The sequence below is a fragment of the Pseudonocardia sp. GCM10023141 genome (assembly GCF_042653605.1).
On the sequence record NZ_JBHSIR010000027.1, the window covers coordinates 234,049 to 251,564 of the forward strand.

Sequence of the window (17,516 nt, forward strand, 5' to 3'; positions counted from 1 at the left end):
GGCGAGCCCCGGCACGACCGACGAAGGAGTTGGCATGAGTCAGGCGGTCTCGGACGACATTCCCTCGGTACCCCGCAACACCCAACCTCCAGCAGAACAGCAGGACCGACCGCAACGATCGGCGGCACTCGCGGTCGTCGTCATCGGGTCGGTGCTGCTCGCGCTCTCATTCATGATCAACGCCATGGACCGGCAGGTCTTCTACCCCCTGCTGCCCGCGATCCGCACGGAATTCGGGTTCTCCCTCGACCAGGCGGGCGTGCTCGCCACCAGCTTCACCCTCGGCCTGGCGGTGGCCGGACTCGTCGGTGGACACCTCGTCGACCGGGCCCCTCGCAAGATGATCCTGCTGCTCAGCGTCATCGTGTTCTCCGCCGGCACGCTGCTGCTCCCGCTGGCGGTCGGGTTCGCCGACATGGCGGCCTACCGCATCCTGTCCGGGATCGGCGAGGGAATGCAGACGGCCGCCATCTACGCCATCGGCGCCAGCTACTTCTTCCGCCGGCGCACCCTCGTCTTCGGTGTGCTCAGCGCCGTGTTCGGCACCGGCGTGTTCTTCGGCCCGATCATCGGCACCACGCTCTCGCAGGGCTACGGCACCTGGCGCGCCCCGTTCGTCGTACTGGGCTGCGTCGGGCTCGTCATGGTCGCCGCGATCGCGATCGGCGCGCGCCGGTCGATGACCGAGAACCGCACGGCCGCACGGCCGCACGAGGTGGCCGGTGCCGACCACCTGCCCGCGTCGCCCTACAACCGCAACACCCTCAGTCTCGGCATCGCGTCCGCGGCGGGCGGTCTCGTGTTCTACGGCTTCCTCGGCCTCTACCCCACCTACCTGCACGACGTGCTGGCGTTCAGCCCCGGCCAGACCGCGCTCGCATCGGGCCTCATCGGCGCCGGCGCGGCGATGGGGATCCTGTTCGGCTGGCTCGGCGACCGCGGTGACCAGCGTCGCCTGCTCATCGGCACTTACGTGGCCGTCGCGATCGTCGCCTGGTTCGTGTTCCACGGGCCCACCAGTCCCGCGTGGCAGTGCGTGCTGGCGTTCCTCATGGGCACGTTCGCATCCGGGGCGCTGTTCCCGAACTGCAACAGCGCGATGACCCGCGCCGTGCGGCCGCACCAGATCGGCCGCGGCGAGGGACTGTTCCTGGTCAGCTACTACACCGCGGCCGCTGTCTCCGGGTTGGTGTTCGCGCGGCTGATCCAGGCATTGGGATGGGGCGGGGCCGCGTTGTGGCAGTTCACCGTCTTGCCCCTGCTCGCGGTGGGCGCGTTGTGGTTCGTCGACCCGAGCAAGCAGATCCGCGGCGTCCGTGGCTGAGGGATCCGACCCGCGGCACTCGACGTCGCGTGCGGAGCAGGACATCCGCCGCGTCGTCGAGCGTTGGGCGGTGGCCCGCGACGCCGGGCTGTGGGACGAGTTGCGCGCGACATGGCACGACGAGGGCCGGATGCGCGCCACGTGGTTCGACGGCGACGCCGATGCCTTCGTCGCGGCCTGCCGCCAGGCCTTCGACGCCGGTGTGCTCGTGCACCACGCGCTCGCCGGCAGCCTCATCGACGTGCACGGCGACCGCGCCGTCGCGCAGACCAAGATGTCGATCTCCCAGCGCGCCGACGTGCACGGGGTGGAGTGCGACGTCACCTGCATCGGGCGTTTCCACGACCTGTTCGCGCGCCGCGACGGGCAGTGGCGGATCGTCGCGCGGCAGCCGATCTACGAGAAGGACCGGATCGATCCGGTCGACCCCGCCGCGGTCCTCCGCCTGGACAGCGCGCTGCTCAACACCTTTCCCGCGGGCTGCCGCCACCTGCTCTACCTCCAGTCCAGCAACGGCATGACCGTGACGACCGACGTCCCGGCCCTGCGTGGCCGCGAGGTCGGCGCGCTCTACCGCTCTGCAGCCGAGTGGCTGACGCCGCCGGAGCCGTGATGCACGCGCTACATGTCAGTGCTTCCTATGTCACCTGTTGAGCTTTCGACACGTCAGCGACGATTCTCTTGCGCTCACCTTCCCGATCCCTACCTGACACCTCACACGGCGCCTTTTCCTCATCGCTCACCACGACGGTCTTCGGCCAACACAGCATGAGGCGGTTTGAAGCCTCCCTCCGCAGGACGGCTCCGAAGGGCCGCATCCTTCATCATTCACGCAGCACCGCACCAAGAACTCGACCTACATCGACTCCTCCTTGCGTTCAGGACACACGGGAACGCCTCAATGCGCCGACCGCCCACCTGGACGAGACGCGCAGCGCGGAGCTGGTGGATCAAGGTGTCGCAGGTCTGCTCCCTATCGCGGCGAACGTTTCGACGATGGACCATGACGTGTCACAGTCGATGCCGCATGGTTGACACCGGGATCTCACGTCGGCAGCTGGGCACGCGTTGCCGGCGCGGACGTCGCTCGGTCATCGTCAGTGCAGGTCGTTCTCCGGCCAGCCCAGAAGCCTGGCGCCGAGGACCGCGGCGTTGATGGCGAACCGCTGTGCGGGGTCAGTGGGGTCGTGACCAGTGAGGGTCTTGATCCGGTCGAGGCGATAGGTGACCGCGCGCACCGACAGGTGGAGTCGGCGGGCCGTCTCGGTGATCACACACCCGGTGGCGAAGTAGGCGTCGAGGGTGGCCAGCAGCGGCTCGGCTCCGCCACGGCTATGGACCAGCCTGCCCAGCATCGAGTGCACGAGATCGGCGATCGCCGGCTGATCCCGTAACAGCACGCGGTAGATCAGCAGGTGCTCGGCACGAATCACCGGCGTGTCCAGGTGCAACCGCACCGCCATCGTCAATCCTTCGCGTGCCTCCTCATACGAGCGGGCGATCCCATAGGAGCCTGGGTAGGGCCGCCCGACCGAGACCCGCCACGGTTGCCCGCGGGGGGAACGGCGGAGCTCGGCGAGCATGAGATCACCGAGCGTGTGGGATGCGGATCGGGGCCCGGGCAGGTCGGCGTCGGCGGGTGCGACGACGACGATCCAGCCGTCCTTGGTCGCGACCAGGACGTCACGGTCGCCGACCCGCGCCACGATCGCGTGTTCCAGGGAACTGAGCGCCGGTGTGGTGTCGTCGAGCCGCCCGGTCGGGGCAGCGAGTGCGACCTGGTGCGGGCGGGCCATGTCCAGTCCGAACGGCTCGGCGCGCTCCACGAGCCGACCGACGTCGGCGTCGCCGCGCAGAAGATCCTCGATGAACTCGTGGCGCAGTGTCTCTTCCCACCGGACCATCTGTCGGCGGCCCTCGGTGTATCCCTCGGCCAGGCTCGCCACGGCGTCGTCGACCACGCGCAGGACCGCGGCGGCGGCGGCCCGGACGGCTTCGTTGTCGCGCGAGCGGATCACCACGGGGAGCTGTTGCCACAGTCGCCGTGCAGCGGAGAGGTAGAGCTGGACCGCGGTGCCCGCCGATACGCCCAGCTCGGCGGCTCGTCGCCCCAGCAGGCCAACCGCCTCGAGCTCAGCCGGATCCGGTGTGCGCCCGGACGTGGCAGCATCAGCCAACAGCGGCAGGTAGTCACCGAGCAGCTCAACCGGGGCGCCACCGGCGTCACGGCTGGCGGACTCGGCCACCTCGTTCAACCACTCGGTGTGAACGCTCAACGTTTCGGCTTGAGCGCGTGGCTGATGCCCGTCGCCATCGTCCGTCACGTCCGCTGCTCCGTTCTGCCACCGTCGGGTCGGTCCTCGCACCGGGTCCGCCCAGTCGCCGTGGGCTCGCGTCGTGCTCGATGGTCGATCCTCGACCGAGACGGTCGGACCGATCGTGTGCCGACTCGGGAGATTCGGCCTGCGGGAGACGCTCGCGAGGCGAGCCCGGGCTGCATCCCCGCGGGTCGCTCCGCGGTTCCGCAGCGGTGATGCACGACCGCGATCGGGCAATGCGCGTGCGCCACGACGGCCTGGCTGACCGACCCGAGCAGCGTCCCCCGGACATGCCCCCGACCTCGCGATCCGACGACGACGAGCGCCGCACCCCGCGATTCGGCTACCAGCGCCTGAGCCGGATCACTACACGAGAGCGTGGTGAGGACCGCGACGCTAGTGGGGTGACCACGGACGTTGCCGGGTTCATCGCGTGATCCAGGCGGCTCCTGGCAAGGCGCCGGCCACAGCTCATACCGGGGTGTTCGCAAGGTCGGCAACGCCGCGAGGGGCCGCCTTGGCGCGCGAGGGGCCCGGTGGACGTTTGTGGTCGCCGCACTACCGTACTGCGCGCGCCACCGGACACGTTTCCTCTCCACGGCCCGGCGCGCGAGGGCCGCCGCCATCGTCGGGCGGCCGCCGCACGCTGCGACATCGGCGGGTGGGTCCAGGGTCCAGGCGTGTACCACGACGTCATCCTGCTTGCTGGCCCCGGTCACCGGCCGGCGACCGCGCGCGCCGGCGATGCTGGCACCGGTGTGATGTCAAGATCCGCAGGCTGTCGACCGCTCGACGCGGTCTCCCCGCTCGCCTCGTCGTGCTCGGGGTCCTCGACGCAGTCGTACGTCGGAGGAGACGCTGCCGCGACCACGGCTGTCGGGGCCACCGTTGGCGGGGTCACCGCGGGCGGGGCAGCTGAAGCGGTCTCGGTGGGTGTCGCGCGTTCGAGGAAGCGCAGCAGCTCGACGGGGAAGGGCAGCACCAGGGTGGAGTTCTTCTCCGCGGCGACCTCGACGACGGTCTGGAGCAGCCGCAGCTGTAACGCGGCCGGGTGTTCTGCCATCACCTCGGCGGCTTGGGCCAGCTTTTCCGAGGCCTGCAGCTCACCCTCGGCGATGATCACCCGGGAGCGTCGCTCCCGCTCGGCCTCGGCCTGGCGCGACATGGACCGCTTCATCGACTCGGGCAGCGCGACGTCCTTGATCTCGACGCGGTCGATGTGCACACCCCAGTCCAACGCCGGACTGTCGATCATCAGTTCCAGACCCTGGTTGAGTCGCTCCCGATTGGACAACAGATCATCCAGGTCACTCTTGCCGATGATCGACCGCAGCGACGCCTGCGCGACCTGCCCGATCGCGTGGGTGTAGTCCTGCACGTCGACGACTACCTTGACCGGCTCGACGACCCGGAAGTACACGACGGCGTCCACCCGGACGGTGACGTTGTCGCGGGTGATGCCTTCCTGGGCGGGTACCGGCATCGTGACGATCTGCATGTTGACCTTGTGCAGGCGGTCTGCGAACGGGACGATCACTGCTAGCCTTGGCCCGCGAGTCGCCGCGCGCACCCGCCCGAAGCGCAGGATGACACCACGCTCGAACTGCGTGATGACTCGTACGGTCGACCCGAGCAGCATCAGGCCCAGGGCCAGCACCGCGATCAGGACAAACACGATGATCATCTCGTCCTCCGATCATTCGACGGGTGGGGTCGAGCGGGGTTCCTCGACGTTCGAGGAGTGCGGTGCTGGTTCCCACTCGCCTGCCGTCCACTGCGCGCGCCTGCCGGTGGCGGCAGATGGGGGGTGGCGTGGCAGGCGTGCCTGGCGGGTTCAAAGGAGCGGATGAACTCGGGGTCATCGGTTATGAACCGGTGTTTGACCTGACGCAGAATCTTCCGCTCGTGATCACCGAGCACGACCCACCTCCTCGAGATGGTCTCCCGATCCGGCACGTCTCAGTGCCGAGCAACGGCAATCGTATCGTAGCACGATATAGTTCGATGGTGAGAGGTCCGCGGCTGAGGGGACGAGTGTGATGGTGGGTGCGGCGGCGGAGGACGGGTCAGCGGGCGTTGAACCACTGACCAACGCGACGAACTGCGCCGGATGGACCAGGTCCTCGCCCTGCCCACGCGGCAGGACGCACAGCGGGACGCCCAGCAGGACGCACAGTTGGGAGCGCGTCCAGCGGGCCGTTGCCATCCTGATGGGCAATACCGACATGTCGGCGTGACCAGACGGAAGGGAGAACGGCGTCGCCCGCTCCGCCTATTGCCGATGGTCGGCAACGTAGCGGCGGTGTTCTCGGCCGACGACGTGCACTGCCCCAGGTCCGCAGGTCGGGCACCGTAGGGGGTGCCCAGGAAGCCCCCTCTCCTGGACCGGCATGCGGGACGCCGTCCTGGGTGATCCGCACATCCGCCCCGGGCGACAGCGAAGGTGGTGAGTCGGCATCCGCGCATGCTCGGGCTGCGGACGAGCGCCATGTCAATAGCGGCAGCCACGTTCTGCTGCCGTGGATGTGGATGACACCGTGGCGGAACGCGGTCGGCGGGTGATCGATGACCGGCGTGCGCAGCGGTTGACCGACGCGTCCCGCAGCAGATGAGTGAAACGTCGGGCGCCGCGCCGAGAGGGGGATCTCGGACCTGCGACCGCGAGCAGTGAGGCGCCCTCCCCCACAACCAGCCTCGCCCACTTTCAGCCGACGTTCCCGGAGTCGTCGCGCTGCGCTGCCGGGCACCCCGATGCGCGGCGGGTACCGGCGTCTCCTCTCCTCAGCTGTCCCCGATCTGGAGCTTCTGAATGGCTCGACCGCGCTCTGTGCATGCCGACCGGCTCCTGGCCGAGCGTCGACTCGACGACCAGCTCGCCGCGCTTCTACCCACGCTACGACAGGCCTTGGAGGACCAGCGAGGCTTTCGGATTGAGCAGCTCACTCAGATCGATGAGGAGGAGCGAATCGGCATGTCATCGTGGCCGCCAACCGAGCGCGGCACGGATCCACACGTGGCCGCAGCCCTGCGAGAAGTGCGGGCGATCGTGACGGCCGGCGCGCAGCGAGCGCTCAGTGCCATCGAACTGGCCCTGAGCAGGATGGCAACGGGCGACTACGGCCAGTGCCGCGCATGCGGTGCCGCAATCGACACCGGCGTGCTCGCGGCGATTCCGGAGACCACGCTGTGCCTGGCCTGCTATGCACTCACACCGACGCCGGAACTCGGAGGCCGAGCGGCACAACCGTCGTCGCCGATGGCCTCGCGGCCGACCATTGCGCGGCCGAGTGTTGCTCCGACGAACACTGCAGATGGTCGCCGGGAAGCGCGCGGAATGACATTCGCAGCACCCCACTGAACACCCTGCCGCAGCGTCGCCTGGAACAACAACAGGACGGGCGGACCGCCCGGTTGCATCACCCGACGACTCGCGGGGACATCCGTTCGCAGACTCGCCAGTTCTGTCCGCACCTGTCGTTCTGTCAGCACCTGCCTTGTCACTGCCGCAGCCGCAGCTCGCCGCCGCCGCCATGATGCAGGTGCCCAGCGATCGGATACCACGGACGGCGTGCTGGACGTGGGATCGAGGGGTTATCGACTCGGCGGAGTTCCCTGGCCAGGGCGGCTGAAGTGATCGGCCAATCGCGGATCATGAATCGGGCGCGTTGACATCGGAGGAACCGAAGTATCAACCCTCGCGACGTTAGGCAGTTCCTATGGAGAAGATGATGACTGTACCAAACAAGCGACAACGGACCCTTTTTCGAGTCGAGCCGCGCGGTAACCAGCCCAATTTCTGTGCGGTCAGGCATGAACCGGAAAGCGGCCCATCACTGAATGGCCGGCTGTCGACGGGCCTGCTACCGAATGGTGGCGCCACAGCTACGGCCCAAACCCTGCGGGTCATGCAACTGCTCGGGCGGGCGATCGTCGGTCCGCACGGCCAGCATCTCGGTCACGTTCGTGATGTCGTCGCTCACCGGTCGCTCGATCCAGCCACCACGACCGTGACCGGTCTGGTAGCCGACCTGGGCGGCCATTGGGTCTTCGTGCCGGCGATCGCGGTCCACGACTGGCAGCCGTCCGGCGTCACCGTCGGCGTCCTGTCGGTCCGGCCGGCGTTCGTCCGACGGCCTTGGGAACTACTGCTTGGCCGAGACGCAATCGGACGACTCGTGCTGACGACGACCGCGCCACAGGCGGCTCAGATCCGAGACGTCGTGCTTCGTTGCAGCGAGGACGGGTGGGTCGTCGAGGGAGCGGACCTGCGCAGCACCACCTGGGCCGGGCTCGGCTCGCCACGTCGGGTGGTCAAGTGGGAGGCGCTGGTCGAACGGCGGGTGGTATCACCACCACCGCGATCCGGGCACGCCCGGTGGTGGCGCCGCTGCGACCGGAGCTCAGCGCACTGGTGCCGGCGCCGCTGCCGGGGCGGGTCCGGCGGTGAGCTTCGGACCGACTCGGCGAAACGGGACGGGGTTCGCATGTGGATTCAGCGCAGTGGGTCCGTGGGATCAGCGGTGCGAGCGTGGTGCCGTCGACGGCTGGACACGTGGCTGGCGACCCACCACCCGAAGGTCATCAAGGGGGAACTGGAAGCGATCCACATGGGTGTCGCCGACGATCACCCTTCGTGTACCGCGCGGCTGCGCCCGGCTCAGCGTGTCACTGCCGACGCGTCGGTTCAGCTGCTCGTGAGCCACGACCCGGCCGGCCCACCCGGCCGACAGATGACCCAGACCTGCATCCACTGCAGTAGGCCCATCGGGTGGATCGAGCCCCCCGCGAGGTTGAGAGCCCCACGGCTCGTGAGCGTTACCACGATGCGCAGCTGAGGCTGTGTCACCGGCTCGTCGAGGTAAGTGACCGCGTCGGCCCTCAGGGACACCAGGATCCGAGCAGCGGCCACCACCACGTCAACGTCCCGATCCGCGATGCCTGTGCCCGAGGGGGCCTCGACCTCGGCCTGTCACATGGCTTGCGCCGATGCAGTCACCGCGCCGAACCAGCAGAATAATTGCGCAATCGCAATCATTGCGGGATAGTGGAGCACTGACCTTGATCGATCACAGCTGGAGGATCACATGTGGGAGGACGTCGCCGTCGTTGGGTGCTTCGTCGGCTTCGCACTTACCGTCGCTCTGGTGATCATCGAGCTCAACCACCTGATGGATCAGGCGGCCAGGTCCGGGCGGCGCCCCCGATGAGGCTGCCCGATGCGCCCCTACCCCGAGTACCCCGAGGCCTGACTCAACGAGCTCGTCGACCTGCACGTCCTTGCCGCTCACGGTGATCGCGAAGCGATGGCGAAGGCCGCTGGCCGGCTCATCGACGACCCGCGGGCACGCCTGGCCTGGGATGTTGTCGAGCAGACGGGCAACACGCTCGCGTGTGCCGCCCAGCGGAGCGCAGCGGAGCGGATGTCAACCAGCGTGAAGTCGGTGGCGACTCCGATAGGGAACCGCACTCATGAGCCTGACGGTCATCGGGTCGCCGCCGGGAAGCTGAAACGTCCGCCGGTCTCCCGCCCTGGCCCCGCACAGGGCTGCACCCAGGGGCGATTGGGGTGAACAGATCGGGAGGGCATCATCGGTTGATTCCTCGCGGTCGGCCATCAGGAACGTCTCGGTGAGATCATCGGTCTCGTAGTGCACGGTCAGCACCATGCCGGGCTCGGCGACGCTGTCATCGGGCGGTTCGTATCCCACAGCGGCGCTGCCGATGAGTTCCTGTAGTTGCCGGATCCTGAGCTCGCGGCGATCCGGCTCGGCGTGTTCCCCGTGCGAGCCGGTGGCGCGTTCCACCAGTAGCTGGGCGAGTTCGATCCGCGCTCGCTCGTAGGTCTGTTGAGTCAACCAGACTCGCCGTGTGTCGATCGGCATCAGCGGATACTCCTGACAGCTCTGTTCTGTGTCGATTGGTCGTCGGTCGTGGGATCGTGGGGGATCAACGATCATCCCATTCGCCCGAGCCGAATGGATCGGGTGAAGGGGCGTTCGGCACGTGGGTCGTTCTCGCGGGATCGGCGACGGCCGGAATCCGGGAGCTGGGCCGGGCCATCTGCACCGTCTCGACGACGCGGGACGCGGCTCGGGGAGCGTGCCACGATGTGGGCAGCGAGCTCCACTGCGGCGCATCGCACCGTTTTCGGTATCGCTTCGAGGTCGGCCGCAAGCTCCTGGCTCACGGCCGTGAGGAGCTCATCGAGGTGCCCCGACAGCTCCTTGTCGGCCAACGCTGCACGGTGGTCTGCGCGGAGAATCCGGATTGCCGAGCAGCACGTGAGGGCGTCGGACTGGTCGGCTGCGCTTGACAAATCGTTTGACACCATCGATGTACCGTCCTCCTGATCAACGACTCGCGAGCACGGACGGTCCGTCGGTGCTCGCGAGTGCTGCTGCATACGGGCCCGGGTCCGACACGAGCACCCCGGGCGGCAGGAGCCCCGGGGCGCCCCGCAGACCGGCCGAACGAGCGGCGCGACCGGCTCGTTGTCCATGACACTGCCGCGGCCGACCGTTGGCAGCACTGGTTGTAATCGGCCGACTTACCCACCCCGAGATTGCCGAGACTCGGCAATCTCGACACCCGACAACATCGACAGCGAGCAACGCCGCCGCGCTCTCGCTGTGTCGTGCAGCAGTCTCCGATATCGGGGCGGCCAGCACGCCGTGCGAGCTGCCAGGTCGCGCCTGTGCGCACGGGTTCCGGGCAGGACCAACCACCGGCTTGGCCTGCTGCTGCCGAGCAGCTCGGGCGGAGGGCCTCCGCCACATGTTGGCCCCAGCTACCCGGTGTACGGCGGGCTGGCGCACGGTCTTCCCATGGGAGGACTCAATTCCCGTCGTCCCGCGTGTTCGGGTCGGCGGATGTGCCAGTGGGAGGCGGCGCGGCCGATCGCCGGGGCCGGGAGGCGATGGTGACCATCTCCGAGGCCGGCTGACCGCGTAGTCGTCGGATGATCGAGCCGGCGATGCGGGTGGCCTGGACCTTGGCGAGCTCGGCCCTCTCCCCTGCGTGCCGTTCGTCCACGGTGGCGGCCCACAGCGTGAGCCAGCGTGCGAAGTGGCCGGCGGTGAGCGGAACTTCGGCGTCGAGAATGATGTGAGGTCGCAACGCGTTGCGGCGATACAGCCCGGCACGCAACAGCACCGTCTCCCAGAAGTCACACATCACCGGCAGGTGCGTGGACAGGTCGACCCTGGCGATGTCGACGAAGACCGGGCCGAGGAGATCATCGGCGAACGCCCGCTGGTAGAACGCGGTCACCAGCTGGGAGATGTCGTCGCGGTCGGCGATGTCGCGGCGCACCGGTGGGGCGCTCACGACGTGATCCCGGCGACGAGAAGGGCCCCGAGGACGGGCAACAGCACGACTTTGATCACGTCGAGCGCGACGTAGGCCAGGTGCAGCCGCGACCGCGGTGGGCTTCCTCCGGCCAGCACGATGTGGGTGCGGCGATCCAGCCGGGGCCGGAGCACCCCCCACTGAACCGCCAGCACCACCCAGAGCAGCCCGGTCAGCATCCATGTCGCGGCGCCACCAGGGACCGCGCCACTGCTCAGCGCCAGTGTGGCGGTGAGTGCCGTGGCGAGGGCGAGCTCCGCGACGGCGAGGGCCCGGAACACCAGTCGCCCGATGCCGAGCGCGAGCGGCACCGTGATCCCTGGCGCACGGAACTTCAACGGCGTCTCCAGGAAAGAGATCGCCAGCACCATTCCGAGCCAGGTGAACGGGACGCCGACCATCAGCACGCCGACCACGCCCACCCTCACGACCGCCGCCCTTCACGGGTCGCCCAGACGGGCGATGCACCTACGTCTCCCGACGGCCGGCCCGGTGACGCCGCGCCACCAGGATCATTGCGGCCAGCGCCGCGCGCAACAGCGCGCTGCCCGGGGCCCTCGCCAGCAGCATCAGCACGCCCCGCGTCAGCGCGACGCTCGCACGATCGTGGCGGCCTCCCGGCAGGGTGGATACCCGCCGGGCGGAGAAGCTCGAATCGCCCGGACCGCCGGCGGCGACGGACCGGCCGAAGTCCGGATCGTGGGTCACGCTCGACCTCGCACACCTCGTCCCGTTCCTGATCCGCGAGCACGTTGTGACCTCCTCGTGTGGCTGCTCGCCCGGCACCGGGGCGCATCGATGGATGGCATCCCGGGCTCGGGGCGCCGGCGTTCACGGCTCGGTCGCATCGACCGCTCCCGCCGGCGATGACGGACCGTCCCGGCGGCGACCTCCGCCGGCTCTCCCGCCACCGTGGCGTGACCGGGCGCCCCGGGGCTCCGGCGTGCCTGGGCACCGTGTTCCGGCCAGCTTGCCGACTCCCTGCCGCCAACCGAGGGCCTTGACCGCTCGTCGCTCGGGCGCATCGTGTGTGCCTGCCCGGGCACCTACGCGGGCTGCGGGGGGTGTCCGATCCGCACCTGCCATTGGGTGGGTCCGGTTTCGAGGTACTCCCACGTGTACTGACCGGGATGGGTAGCGTCGAATTCGCGGCGCAGCGGCTTCGGGTCGTGATTGTTGACCAACACGAACGACTGGCCCGGGGTGAGCCGAGCGTAGATGCCGAAGATGCGCGGGTGACGCCGCCCGTGCGGGATCTCGCGGACGTCGAGGACCTCCGGTGTGGCGAGCGTCCCTCCACCCAGCAGCGTCGCGACATCCTGGGCCAGGGTGGGGAGGTCGACCCCGGGGATCGTCGCCAGTGCAGGCGACAGCACCGCACGGTCGACCTCGTTGCGGGCGCCGAGCAGCACGGCGGTGGCGTGCGCGGCGGCGGCCACCTGTTCGGCACCCTCGGCCGGCTCAACTCGCTGATGGCGATCGCGACCAGCTCGTGCATGGCCCGCAGCGCGCGCACCAGCAGTCGAGTCTCGGGCGCCCCGGCCGCCACCGCATACACCGCTCGGTCGATCACGTCCAGGTGCGGCAATACGCGCTGGGCACAGAAGCGGTTCAGTGAATCCTGCGCCTGCGCTCGCTCGGCTGGCGCCAGGTGCAGCTCGACGAGCAGCGCGGTCTTCGCCGTGAGCGCGGCCAGGAGCTCCTCATCGCGACCCTGCAGTACCGCTCGGGCCTGTACCGCAGGGTCGGTGCCGGTGCACTGGACATGGATTTCCGAGGTCGATGTCACGCCGCGTCCTCCTGGATTGCCCGCTCGCTGTCGAAGCTGTTCCGACAGACTGAGTAGACCAAGATCCCTCTATTTATACAAGGATAAATTGTGTAAACTGCGTGCAGCTCACACCGCCCGAGGAGGAGCCCGGTGACCTACGTGATCGCGCTGCCGTGCGTCGACATCAAGGACCGCGCCTGCGTGGAGGAGTGCCCGGTCGAGGCGATCTTCTACGAGGACGACGGGCGGCCACGACGATGAGTGATCGCCGCCAGCAGGTGCTCGAGGCGATCCAGCGGGCCGTGAGACCGGTGGGCGTGTCCGAGATCGCGGCACAACTGAGCGTCCACCCCAACACTGCGCGCTTCCACCTCGAGTCACTGGTGGCCGACGGGGTCGCCGAGCGAACGATGGACGCGGCGTCGGGCCCGGGACGCCCACGCCTGCTCTACCGGCAGCGCCCCGGCCTGGCCCGCGGCGGCACCCGTCGCTACCAGATCCTGGCCGAGATCATGCTCAGCCACCTCGCGGCGGCCGGCCCGACGGCGGGCGAAGCAGCCACGACGGCCGGCCGCGCGTGGGGTGCGCACCTGATCTCCCGTCCCGCTCCGTTTCACGAGGTCACGCGTGCCGACGCGATCACCCGCCTGGTCGCGATGCTCGAGGACCTGGACTTCGCGCCGGACGTCGCGACCGACGACCCAGACCTGCCCACGCGGGTGCGACTGCGCCATTGCCCCTTCCTCGAGCTGGCGCAAGAGCATCGCGACCTGGTTTGCCCGCTGCATCTGGGCCTGATGCAGGGCGCGCTGGCCGAACTCCACGCACCACTGGCCGCCACCGGTCTGGAGCCATTCGCCGAAGCCGGCGCCTGCCTGGCCCACCTCACCCCAATCGGCTGAAACCCCGACCCGCAGACATGCGCTACCGCAGACCAGGATCCGGGCCCGGATGCCTGCCGTTCGCACCCGGCGATCACCACCGGCGCCTTCGCGTCGACACGCTGGTCACCTGGCCTCTCCCCAGCGCTTCGACCAGCCGGGCGGCTCCTGATCATCATGGACGGCCCGCCCTGATCCTGCGGCGTCGCCGAGTTGAACGAGCACCGTCCTCGGGTGGGTTGCGGCCACCGCGGTTTCCCGCCGCTGCAGCGCCCGACACGGCCGGACCGGACCGGACCGGCCGTGGCACAGGCACCGGGCAGACCATTGTCGTTCGACTGCGAACCCTCGGCGACACCTCCACCCTGATCGACCCATCGATCGTCGAGACCATGCAGCACCAGATCAGCACCGCTCCCCATCCGACAGAACCCTGCATGACCCGCGGCGGCGCACCGCCCCGCCAACCGGGACTGCGGTCAGGAGGTATTGGCGGGGTGGGCGCCCTGTTCGCCGGCGAGGTCCCGACCGGTGATCCGGCGACGGATCGGGCTGGGCGTGACGGGTCGGGTCGGGCAGCGGGGTGTCAGACAGGGGCCGCGGCCGGGACGAACGGGTCCGCGGGAGGCGCCATGTCCGATCGAGCAGAACCGCCAGCACGCTGCCGGACATCGGCAATCTGGTCGCGTGAAGTTGGCCGGTCACACCGTCGCGGTGGGGCCCCTCGTCGCGGCATGTTAGAGCGAGGTCGTGTTGACAAAGGGATGGTCGATGGCCCTCGTGATCCAGATCGTCGCTGGCAAGGCGCCGCTGCGGGCCGGTGTACTGGACGTACATGGACGGGGCGGCAACACCGAAGCGCTGCTCGCAGGCTTCGCGTCGGCGCCGCCAGGGGCGATCTGGGCGCGAAGGCCGCGATCAGGACTTTGTCAACGCGGCCCAGGCGGTGACCACGAACGTTGCCGGGTTCATCGCGTGATCCAGGCGGCTCCTCGCAAGGCGCCGGCCGCAGCTCATACCGGGGTGCTCGCAAGGTCGGCAACGCAGCGAGGGGCCGCCTGGGCGCGCGAGGGAACCGGTGGACGTTTGTGGTCGCCGCACTGGTGCCGCGCCTGCTGGCGGCGCGATTCACCGCCGGCTACACGCTCGGCAGACCAGCGAGCTGGTCACCATCCAGCCACGACACCCGAAGCAGGGCCACCGTGACCGACGTCGAACCGAAACCGATCATCATCTCGCGTCCGTACCCGGCACGCCGGGCGGTCAAGGGATCCACGCTGCTGAAGATGTTGCGCACCACGGATCCCAAGGACATCGCCATCCTGTACCTCGTCACCTCGTTCGGCTTCTTCCTGGCCGGCGGGGCGATGGCACTGCTCATGCGCGCCGAGCTGGCGGTACCCGGGCAGCAGTTCCTGTCCAACGAGCAGTACAACCAGCTGTTCACCATGCACGGCACGATCATGCTGCTGCTCTACGCGACGCCGATCCTGTTCGGCTTCGCGAACTACATCGTGCCGCTGCAGATCGGGGCACCCGACGTCGCGTTCCCGCGGCTCAACGCCTTCTCCTACTGGCTGTTCCTCTTCGGCGGCCTCATCGTGCTCTCGGGCTTCCTCACCCCGGGCGGCGCCGCGGACTCCGGCTGGTTCGCCTACACCCCCCTGTCGGACGCCATCCACTCGCCGGGAGCCGGCCAGGATCTGTGGATCACCGGTCTGATCGTCGCCGGACTGGGCACCATCCTCGGCGCGGTCAACTTCATCACCACCATCGTCTGCATGCGCGCACCGGGCATGACGATGTTCCGGATGCCGATCTTCACCTGGAACATCTTCGTCACCGCGATCCTGATCCTCATTGCATTCCCGGTCCTGACCGCCGCCCTGTTCGGTCTGCTCGCCGACCGCCAGCTCGGCGCCCACGTGTTCGACCCGGCCAACGGCGGCACGATCTTGTGGCAGCACCTGTTCTGGTTCTTCGGCCACCCCGAGGTCTACATCGTCGCGCTGCCGTTCTTCGGCATCGTCACCGAAGTCTTCCCGGTCTTCTCCCGCAAACCACTGTTCGGCTACAAGGGCATGATCTTCGCAACGATTGCGATCGCGATGCTGTCGGCCGCGGTGTGGGCGCACCACATGTATGCCACCGGCGCAGTACTGCTGGCGTTCTTCTCCCTCACCAGCTTCCTCATCGCCGTTCCGACCGGGTTCAAGTTCGTGAACTGGATCGGCACCATGTGGCGCGGTCACTTGACCTTCGAGACCCCCATGCTGTTCGCGATCGGGTTTGCCGCCACGTTCCTGTTCGGCGGGATGACCGGCGTCCTGCTGGCCTCGCCCCCGATCGACTTCCACGTCACCGACACCTATTTCGTGGTGGCGCACTTCCACTACGTGCTGTTCGGCACCATCGTGTTCGCCACCTACTCCGGAATCTACTTCTGGTTCCCGAAGATGACCGGCCGGATGCTTGACGAAACGCTGGGCAAGTTCCACTTCTGGACCACGTTCGTCGGCTTCCACATGACGTTCCTGGTGCAGCACTGGCTGGGCAACGAGGGCATGCCGCGCCGTTACGCCGACTACCTCCCTACCGACGGGTTCACCGTGCTCAACTCGATCTCCTCGATCGGGGCGTTCATCCTCGGAGCCTCCACGCTGCCGTTCATCTGGAACGTCTTCAAGTCCTACCGCTACGGCCGCGTGGTCACCGTCGACGACCCGTGGGGCTTCGGCAACTCCCTGGAATGGGCGACGTCCTGCCCGCCACCGCGACACAACTTCACCGAACTCCCCCGCATCCGCTCCGAACGCCCCGCATTCGAACTGCACTACCCACACCTCGCCGAACGGTTCCGCAACGAAGCCCACACAGGGCGTTCGAGCAACGCCCAGACGACACCTCCGGAGGCCACTGCCCACGCGGACGAGCACGACATCGAGGACGGCCCCCGTGAATAGGGACCTGGCAATCACTGACCTGGCAACAGCGCCCGAACTGGCCTGGGAGAACGAAGGTGGGCGCCTGCCCCCTGCGCCCGCTGACGCAGGCCCCGCTCCGCCCGACCGGGCCGTCGAGGGGCCGAGCGATGACGGCACTGCCCGCGGACCGGAGACGCGGAAACGGCAAGGCCCCGGCACCAACTGACCGCGGATCAACAAGCCGATCGAGTAGAGCGATGACGTCATGGTCGGGGCTGCTCCCGGCCGTGTCAGCAACGACGCACCGAACGCCTCTCGCGGGACCCGCTGTGGGTCTGCTCGTCGATGGCTGACTCTCCCGGATCGGGGTTCGCGACGCGTCATCTCCGACGGCGATCGCTGTGATCAGCTGGGCGGTCCCGACAGCCGCTCGGTGATCATCAACCCGCGATCGGCCGCGCCGGTCGGTCGTGCTGTCGGCCAGTGCCGGGTCCATCCCGGACTGTGCTTGGGCGCCCAGCGCGCGACGTCGTCGGTCCGGTTGCCGCGGGTCTGGCGGCTCATCGCGGCCAGGATCCCGGCCGCGGCGCTGGGATATTGGATCGGCACCTCATCGGCCGGCCACAGCATCGACCACACCCGCCGGGCCTGCCGGGGTGCGGCGGTGATCGCATAGTCGATGCCGCGCTCGGTCGCGGTCGCGGCGGTCTGCACGAGCAGGGTCAATCCGCGGACATCACAGAACGTCATGGCGGCCACGTCGATCAACAGCGCACACGGGCCGCGGGCGAGGCTGTCGGCGAGCGCGTCACGCAACACCGCCACCGTGTACAGATCGACCTCACCGGCCACACGTACGACGATCACCTCATCCGGCGCCGCGTGAGTGTGCCAGCCTGAGTTGGCCCCACTTGGAGCCCGAGTGATGGCTTGAGGTGGCCCCACCCTCGA

The 17,516-nt window shown here is 68.6% G+C and carries 16 protein-coding genes and 1 pseudogene; 7 read left to right on the forward strand and 10 right to left on the reverse strand.

Annotated elements, in window-relative coordinates; all coding sequences use genetic code 11:
• The first annotated feature begins 34 nt into the window (after positions 1 to 34).
• Together ACFPFQ_RS16835 and ACFPFQ_RS16840 are read left to right on the forward strand one after the other, a co-directional pair.
• Positions 35 to 1,324, forward strand: coding sequence for an MFS transporter (locus tag ACFPFQ_RS16835; protein ID WP_379619724.1), 1,290 nt, complete (start codon positions 35 to 37; stop codon positions 1,322 to 1,324).
• Positions 1,317 to 1,937 carry a nuclear transport factor 2 family protein gene (locus ACFPFQ_RS16840; protein WP_379619726.1) on the forward strand — a complete coding sequence of 207 codons (621 nt, stop codon included), beginning with the start codon at positions 1,317 to 1,319 and terminating at the stop codon, positions 1,935 to 1,937. The genes ACFPFQ_RS16835 and ACFPFQ_RS16840 overlap by 8 nt, the downstream gene beginning before the upstream one ends.
• Before the next feature lie 484 nt (positions 1,938 to 2,421).
• Here the strand turns inward: ACFPFQ_RS16840 and ACFPFQ_RS16845 are convergent, their stop codons facing one another.
• The 3 genes from ACFPFQ_RS16845 to ACFPFQ_RS16855 all read right to left on the reverse strand — a co-directional run bounded on the left by ACFPFQ_RS16845 (position 2,422) and on the right by ACFPFQ_RS16855 (position 5,326).
• Positions 2,422 to 3,570 (reverse strand): PucR family transcriptional regulator, encoded by a 1,149-nt coding sequence (locus ACFPFQ_RS16845; RefSeq protein ID WP_379619727.1) that lies wholly within the window; start codon positions 3,568 to 3,570, stop codon positions 2,422 to 2,424.
• Between the two features lie 74 nt (positions 3,571 to 3,644).
• Positions 3,645 to 4,268, reverse strand: a complete 624-nt coding sequence (locus ACFPFQ_RS16850) for a universal stress protein (RefSeq protein WP_379619770.1) — start codon at positions 4,266 to 4,268, stop codon at positions 3,645 to 3,647.
• A gap of 89 nt (positions 4,269 to 4,357) precedes the next feature.
• On the reverse strand, positions 4,358 to 5,326 hold the full coding sequence (locus ACFPFQ_RS16855) for a slipin family protein (protein WP_379619729.1): 969 nt from the start codon (positions 5,324 to 5,326) through the stop codon (positions 4,358 to 4,360).
• A 1,125-nt stretch (positions 5,327 to 6,451) separates the two neighbouring features.
• Between ACFPFQ_RS16855 and ACFPFQ_RS16860 the strand changes: the two genes are divergently transcribed.
• Positions 6,452 to 7,000, forward strand: a complete 549-nt coding sequence (locus tag ACFPFQ_RS16860) for a TraR/DksA family transcriptional regulator (protein ID WP_379619731.1) — start codon at positions 6,452 to 6,454, stop codon at positions 6,998 to 7,000.
• Between the two features lie 502 nt (positions 7,001 to 7,502).
• Here the strand turns inward: ACFPFQ_RS16860 and ACFPFQ_RS16865 are convergent.
• The 6 genes from ACFPFQ_RS16865 to ACFPFQ_RS16890 form a co-directional block, all read right to left on the reverse strand.
• Positions 7,503 to 7,682, reverse strand: coding sequence for a hypothetical protein (locus tag ACFPFQ_RS16865; RefSeq protein WP_379619733.1), 180 nt, complete (start codon positions 7,680 to 7,682; stop codon positions 7,503 to 7,505).
• A 1,383-nt stretch (positions 7,683 to 9,065) separates the two neighbouring features.
• A complete protein-coding gene (locus tag ACFPFQ_RS16870; protein WP_379619735.1) occupies positions 9,066 to 9,524 on the reverse strand; it encodes a GreA/GreB family elongation factor in 459 nt (152 codons plus the stop codon).
• Between the two features lie 952 nt (positions 9,525 to 10,476).
• Positions 10,477 to 10,968 (reverse strand): group III truncated hemoglobin, encoded by a 492-nt coding sequence (locus ACFPFQ_RS16875; protein ID WP_379619737.1) that lies wholly within the window; start codon positions 10,966 to 10,968, stop codon positions 10,477 to 10,479.
• A complete protein-coding gene (locus ACFPFQ_RS16880; RefSeq protein ID WP_417715031.1) occupies positions 10,965 to 11,417 on the reverse strand; it encodes a hypothetical protein in 453 nt (150 codons plus the stop codon). Before ACFPFQ_RS16880 ends, ACFPFQ_RS16875 begins: the two co-directional genes overlap by 4 nt.
• Positions 11,418 to 11,457: 40 nt before the next feature.
• A complete protein-coding gene (locus ACFPFQ_RS16885) occupies positions 11,458 to 11,697 on the reverse strand; it encodes a hypothetical protein (RefSeq protein ID WP_379619739.1) in 240 nt (79 codons plus the stop codon).
• Positions 11,698 to 12,035: 338 nt separating this feature from the next.
• Positions 12,036 to 12,428 (reverse strand): DUF2249 domain-containing protein, encoded by a 393-nt coding sequence (locus ACFPFQ_RS16890; protein WP_379619741.1) that lies wholly within the window; start codon positions 12,426 to 12,428, stop codon positions 12,036 to 12,038.
• Positions 12,429 to 12,640: 212 nt separating this feature from the next.
• Between ACFPFQ_RS16890 and ACFPFQ_RS16895 the strand changes: the two genes are divergently transcribed.
• From ACFPFQ_RS16895 to ctaD, 4 genes and pseudogenes are all read left to right on the forward strand, one after another.
• Positions 12,641 to 12,835 carry a hypothetical protein gene (locus ACFPFQ_RS16895; RefSeq protein WP_379619743.1) on the forward strand — a complete coding sequence of 65 codons (195 nt, stop codon included), beginning with the start codon at positions 12,641 to 12,643 and terminating at the stop codon, positions 12,833 to 12,835.
• 75 nt (positions 12,836 to 12,910) lie between these two features.
• Positions 12,911 to 12,991, forward strand: a pseudogene (locus ACFPFQ_RS16900) (ferredoxin family protein); the annotation flags it as partial.
• A gap of 26 nt (positions 12,992 to 13,017) precedes the next feature.
• On the forward strand, positions 13,018 to 13,662 hold the full coding sequence (locus tag ACFPFQ_RS16905; RefSeq protein WP_379619744.1) for a helix-turn-helix transcriptional regulator: 645 nt from the start codon (positions 13,018 to 13,020) through the stop codon (positions 13,660 to 13,662).
• A gap of 1,181 nt (positions 13,663 to 14,843) precedes the next feature.
• Positions 14,844 to 16,604 carry a cytochrome c oxidase subunit I gene (ctaD, locus tag ACFPFQ_RS16910; protein ID WP_379619746.1) on the forward strand — a complete coding sequence of 587 codons (1,761 nt, stop codon included), beginning with the start codon at positions 14,844 to 14,846 and terminating at the stop codon, positions 16,602 to 16,604.
• Positions 16,605 to 16,970: 366 nt separating this feature from the next.
• On the opposite strand, the gene ACFPFQ_RS16915 is transcribed toward ctaD, so the two are convergent.
• Positions 16,971 to 17,510 carry an STAS domain-containing protein gene (locus tag ACFPFQ_RS16915; RefSeq protein ID WP_379619774.1) on the reverse strand — a complete coding sequence of 180 codons (540 nt, stop codon included), beginning with the start codon at positions 17,508 to 17,510 and terminating at the stop codon, positions 16,971 to 16,973.
• Positions 17,511 to 17,516: the final 6 nt, after the last annotated feature.

Bases quoted from the DNA above. Each gene is read 5' to 3' on its own strand.
- ACFPFQ_RS16870 (WP_379619735.1), bottom strand. From the start codon at position 9,524: ATGCCGATCGACACACGGCGAGTCTGGTTGACTCAACAGACCTACGAG.
- ACFPFQ_RS16850 (WP_379619770.1), bottom strand. From the start codon at position 4,268: ATGGCGGCGGCCCTCGCGCGCCGGGCCGTGGAGAGGAAACGTGTCCGG.
- ACFPFQ_RS16860 (WP_379619731.1), top strand. From the start codon at position 6,452: ATGGCTCGACCGCGCTCTGTGCATGCCGACCGGCTCCTGGCCGAGCGT.
- ACFPFQ_RS16865 (WP_379619733.1), bottom strand. From the start codon at position 7,682: ATGGCCGCCCAGGTCGGCTACCAGACCGGTCACGGTCGTGGTGGCTGG.
- ACFPFQ_RS16835 (WP_379619724.1), top strand. From the start codon at position 35: ATGAGTCAGGCGGTCTCGGACGACATTCCCTCGGTACCCCGCAACACC.
- ACFPFQ_RS16905 (WP_379619744.1), top strand. From the start codon at position 13,018: ATGAGTGATCGCCGCCAGCAGGTGCTCGAGGCGATCCAGCGGGCCGTG.
- ACFPFQ_RS16855 (WP_379619729.1), bottom strand. From the start codon at position 5,326: ATGATCATCGTGTTTGTCCTGATCGCGGTGCTGGCCCTGGGCCTGATG.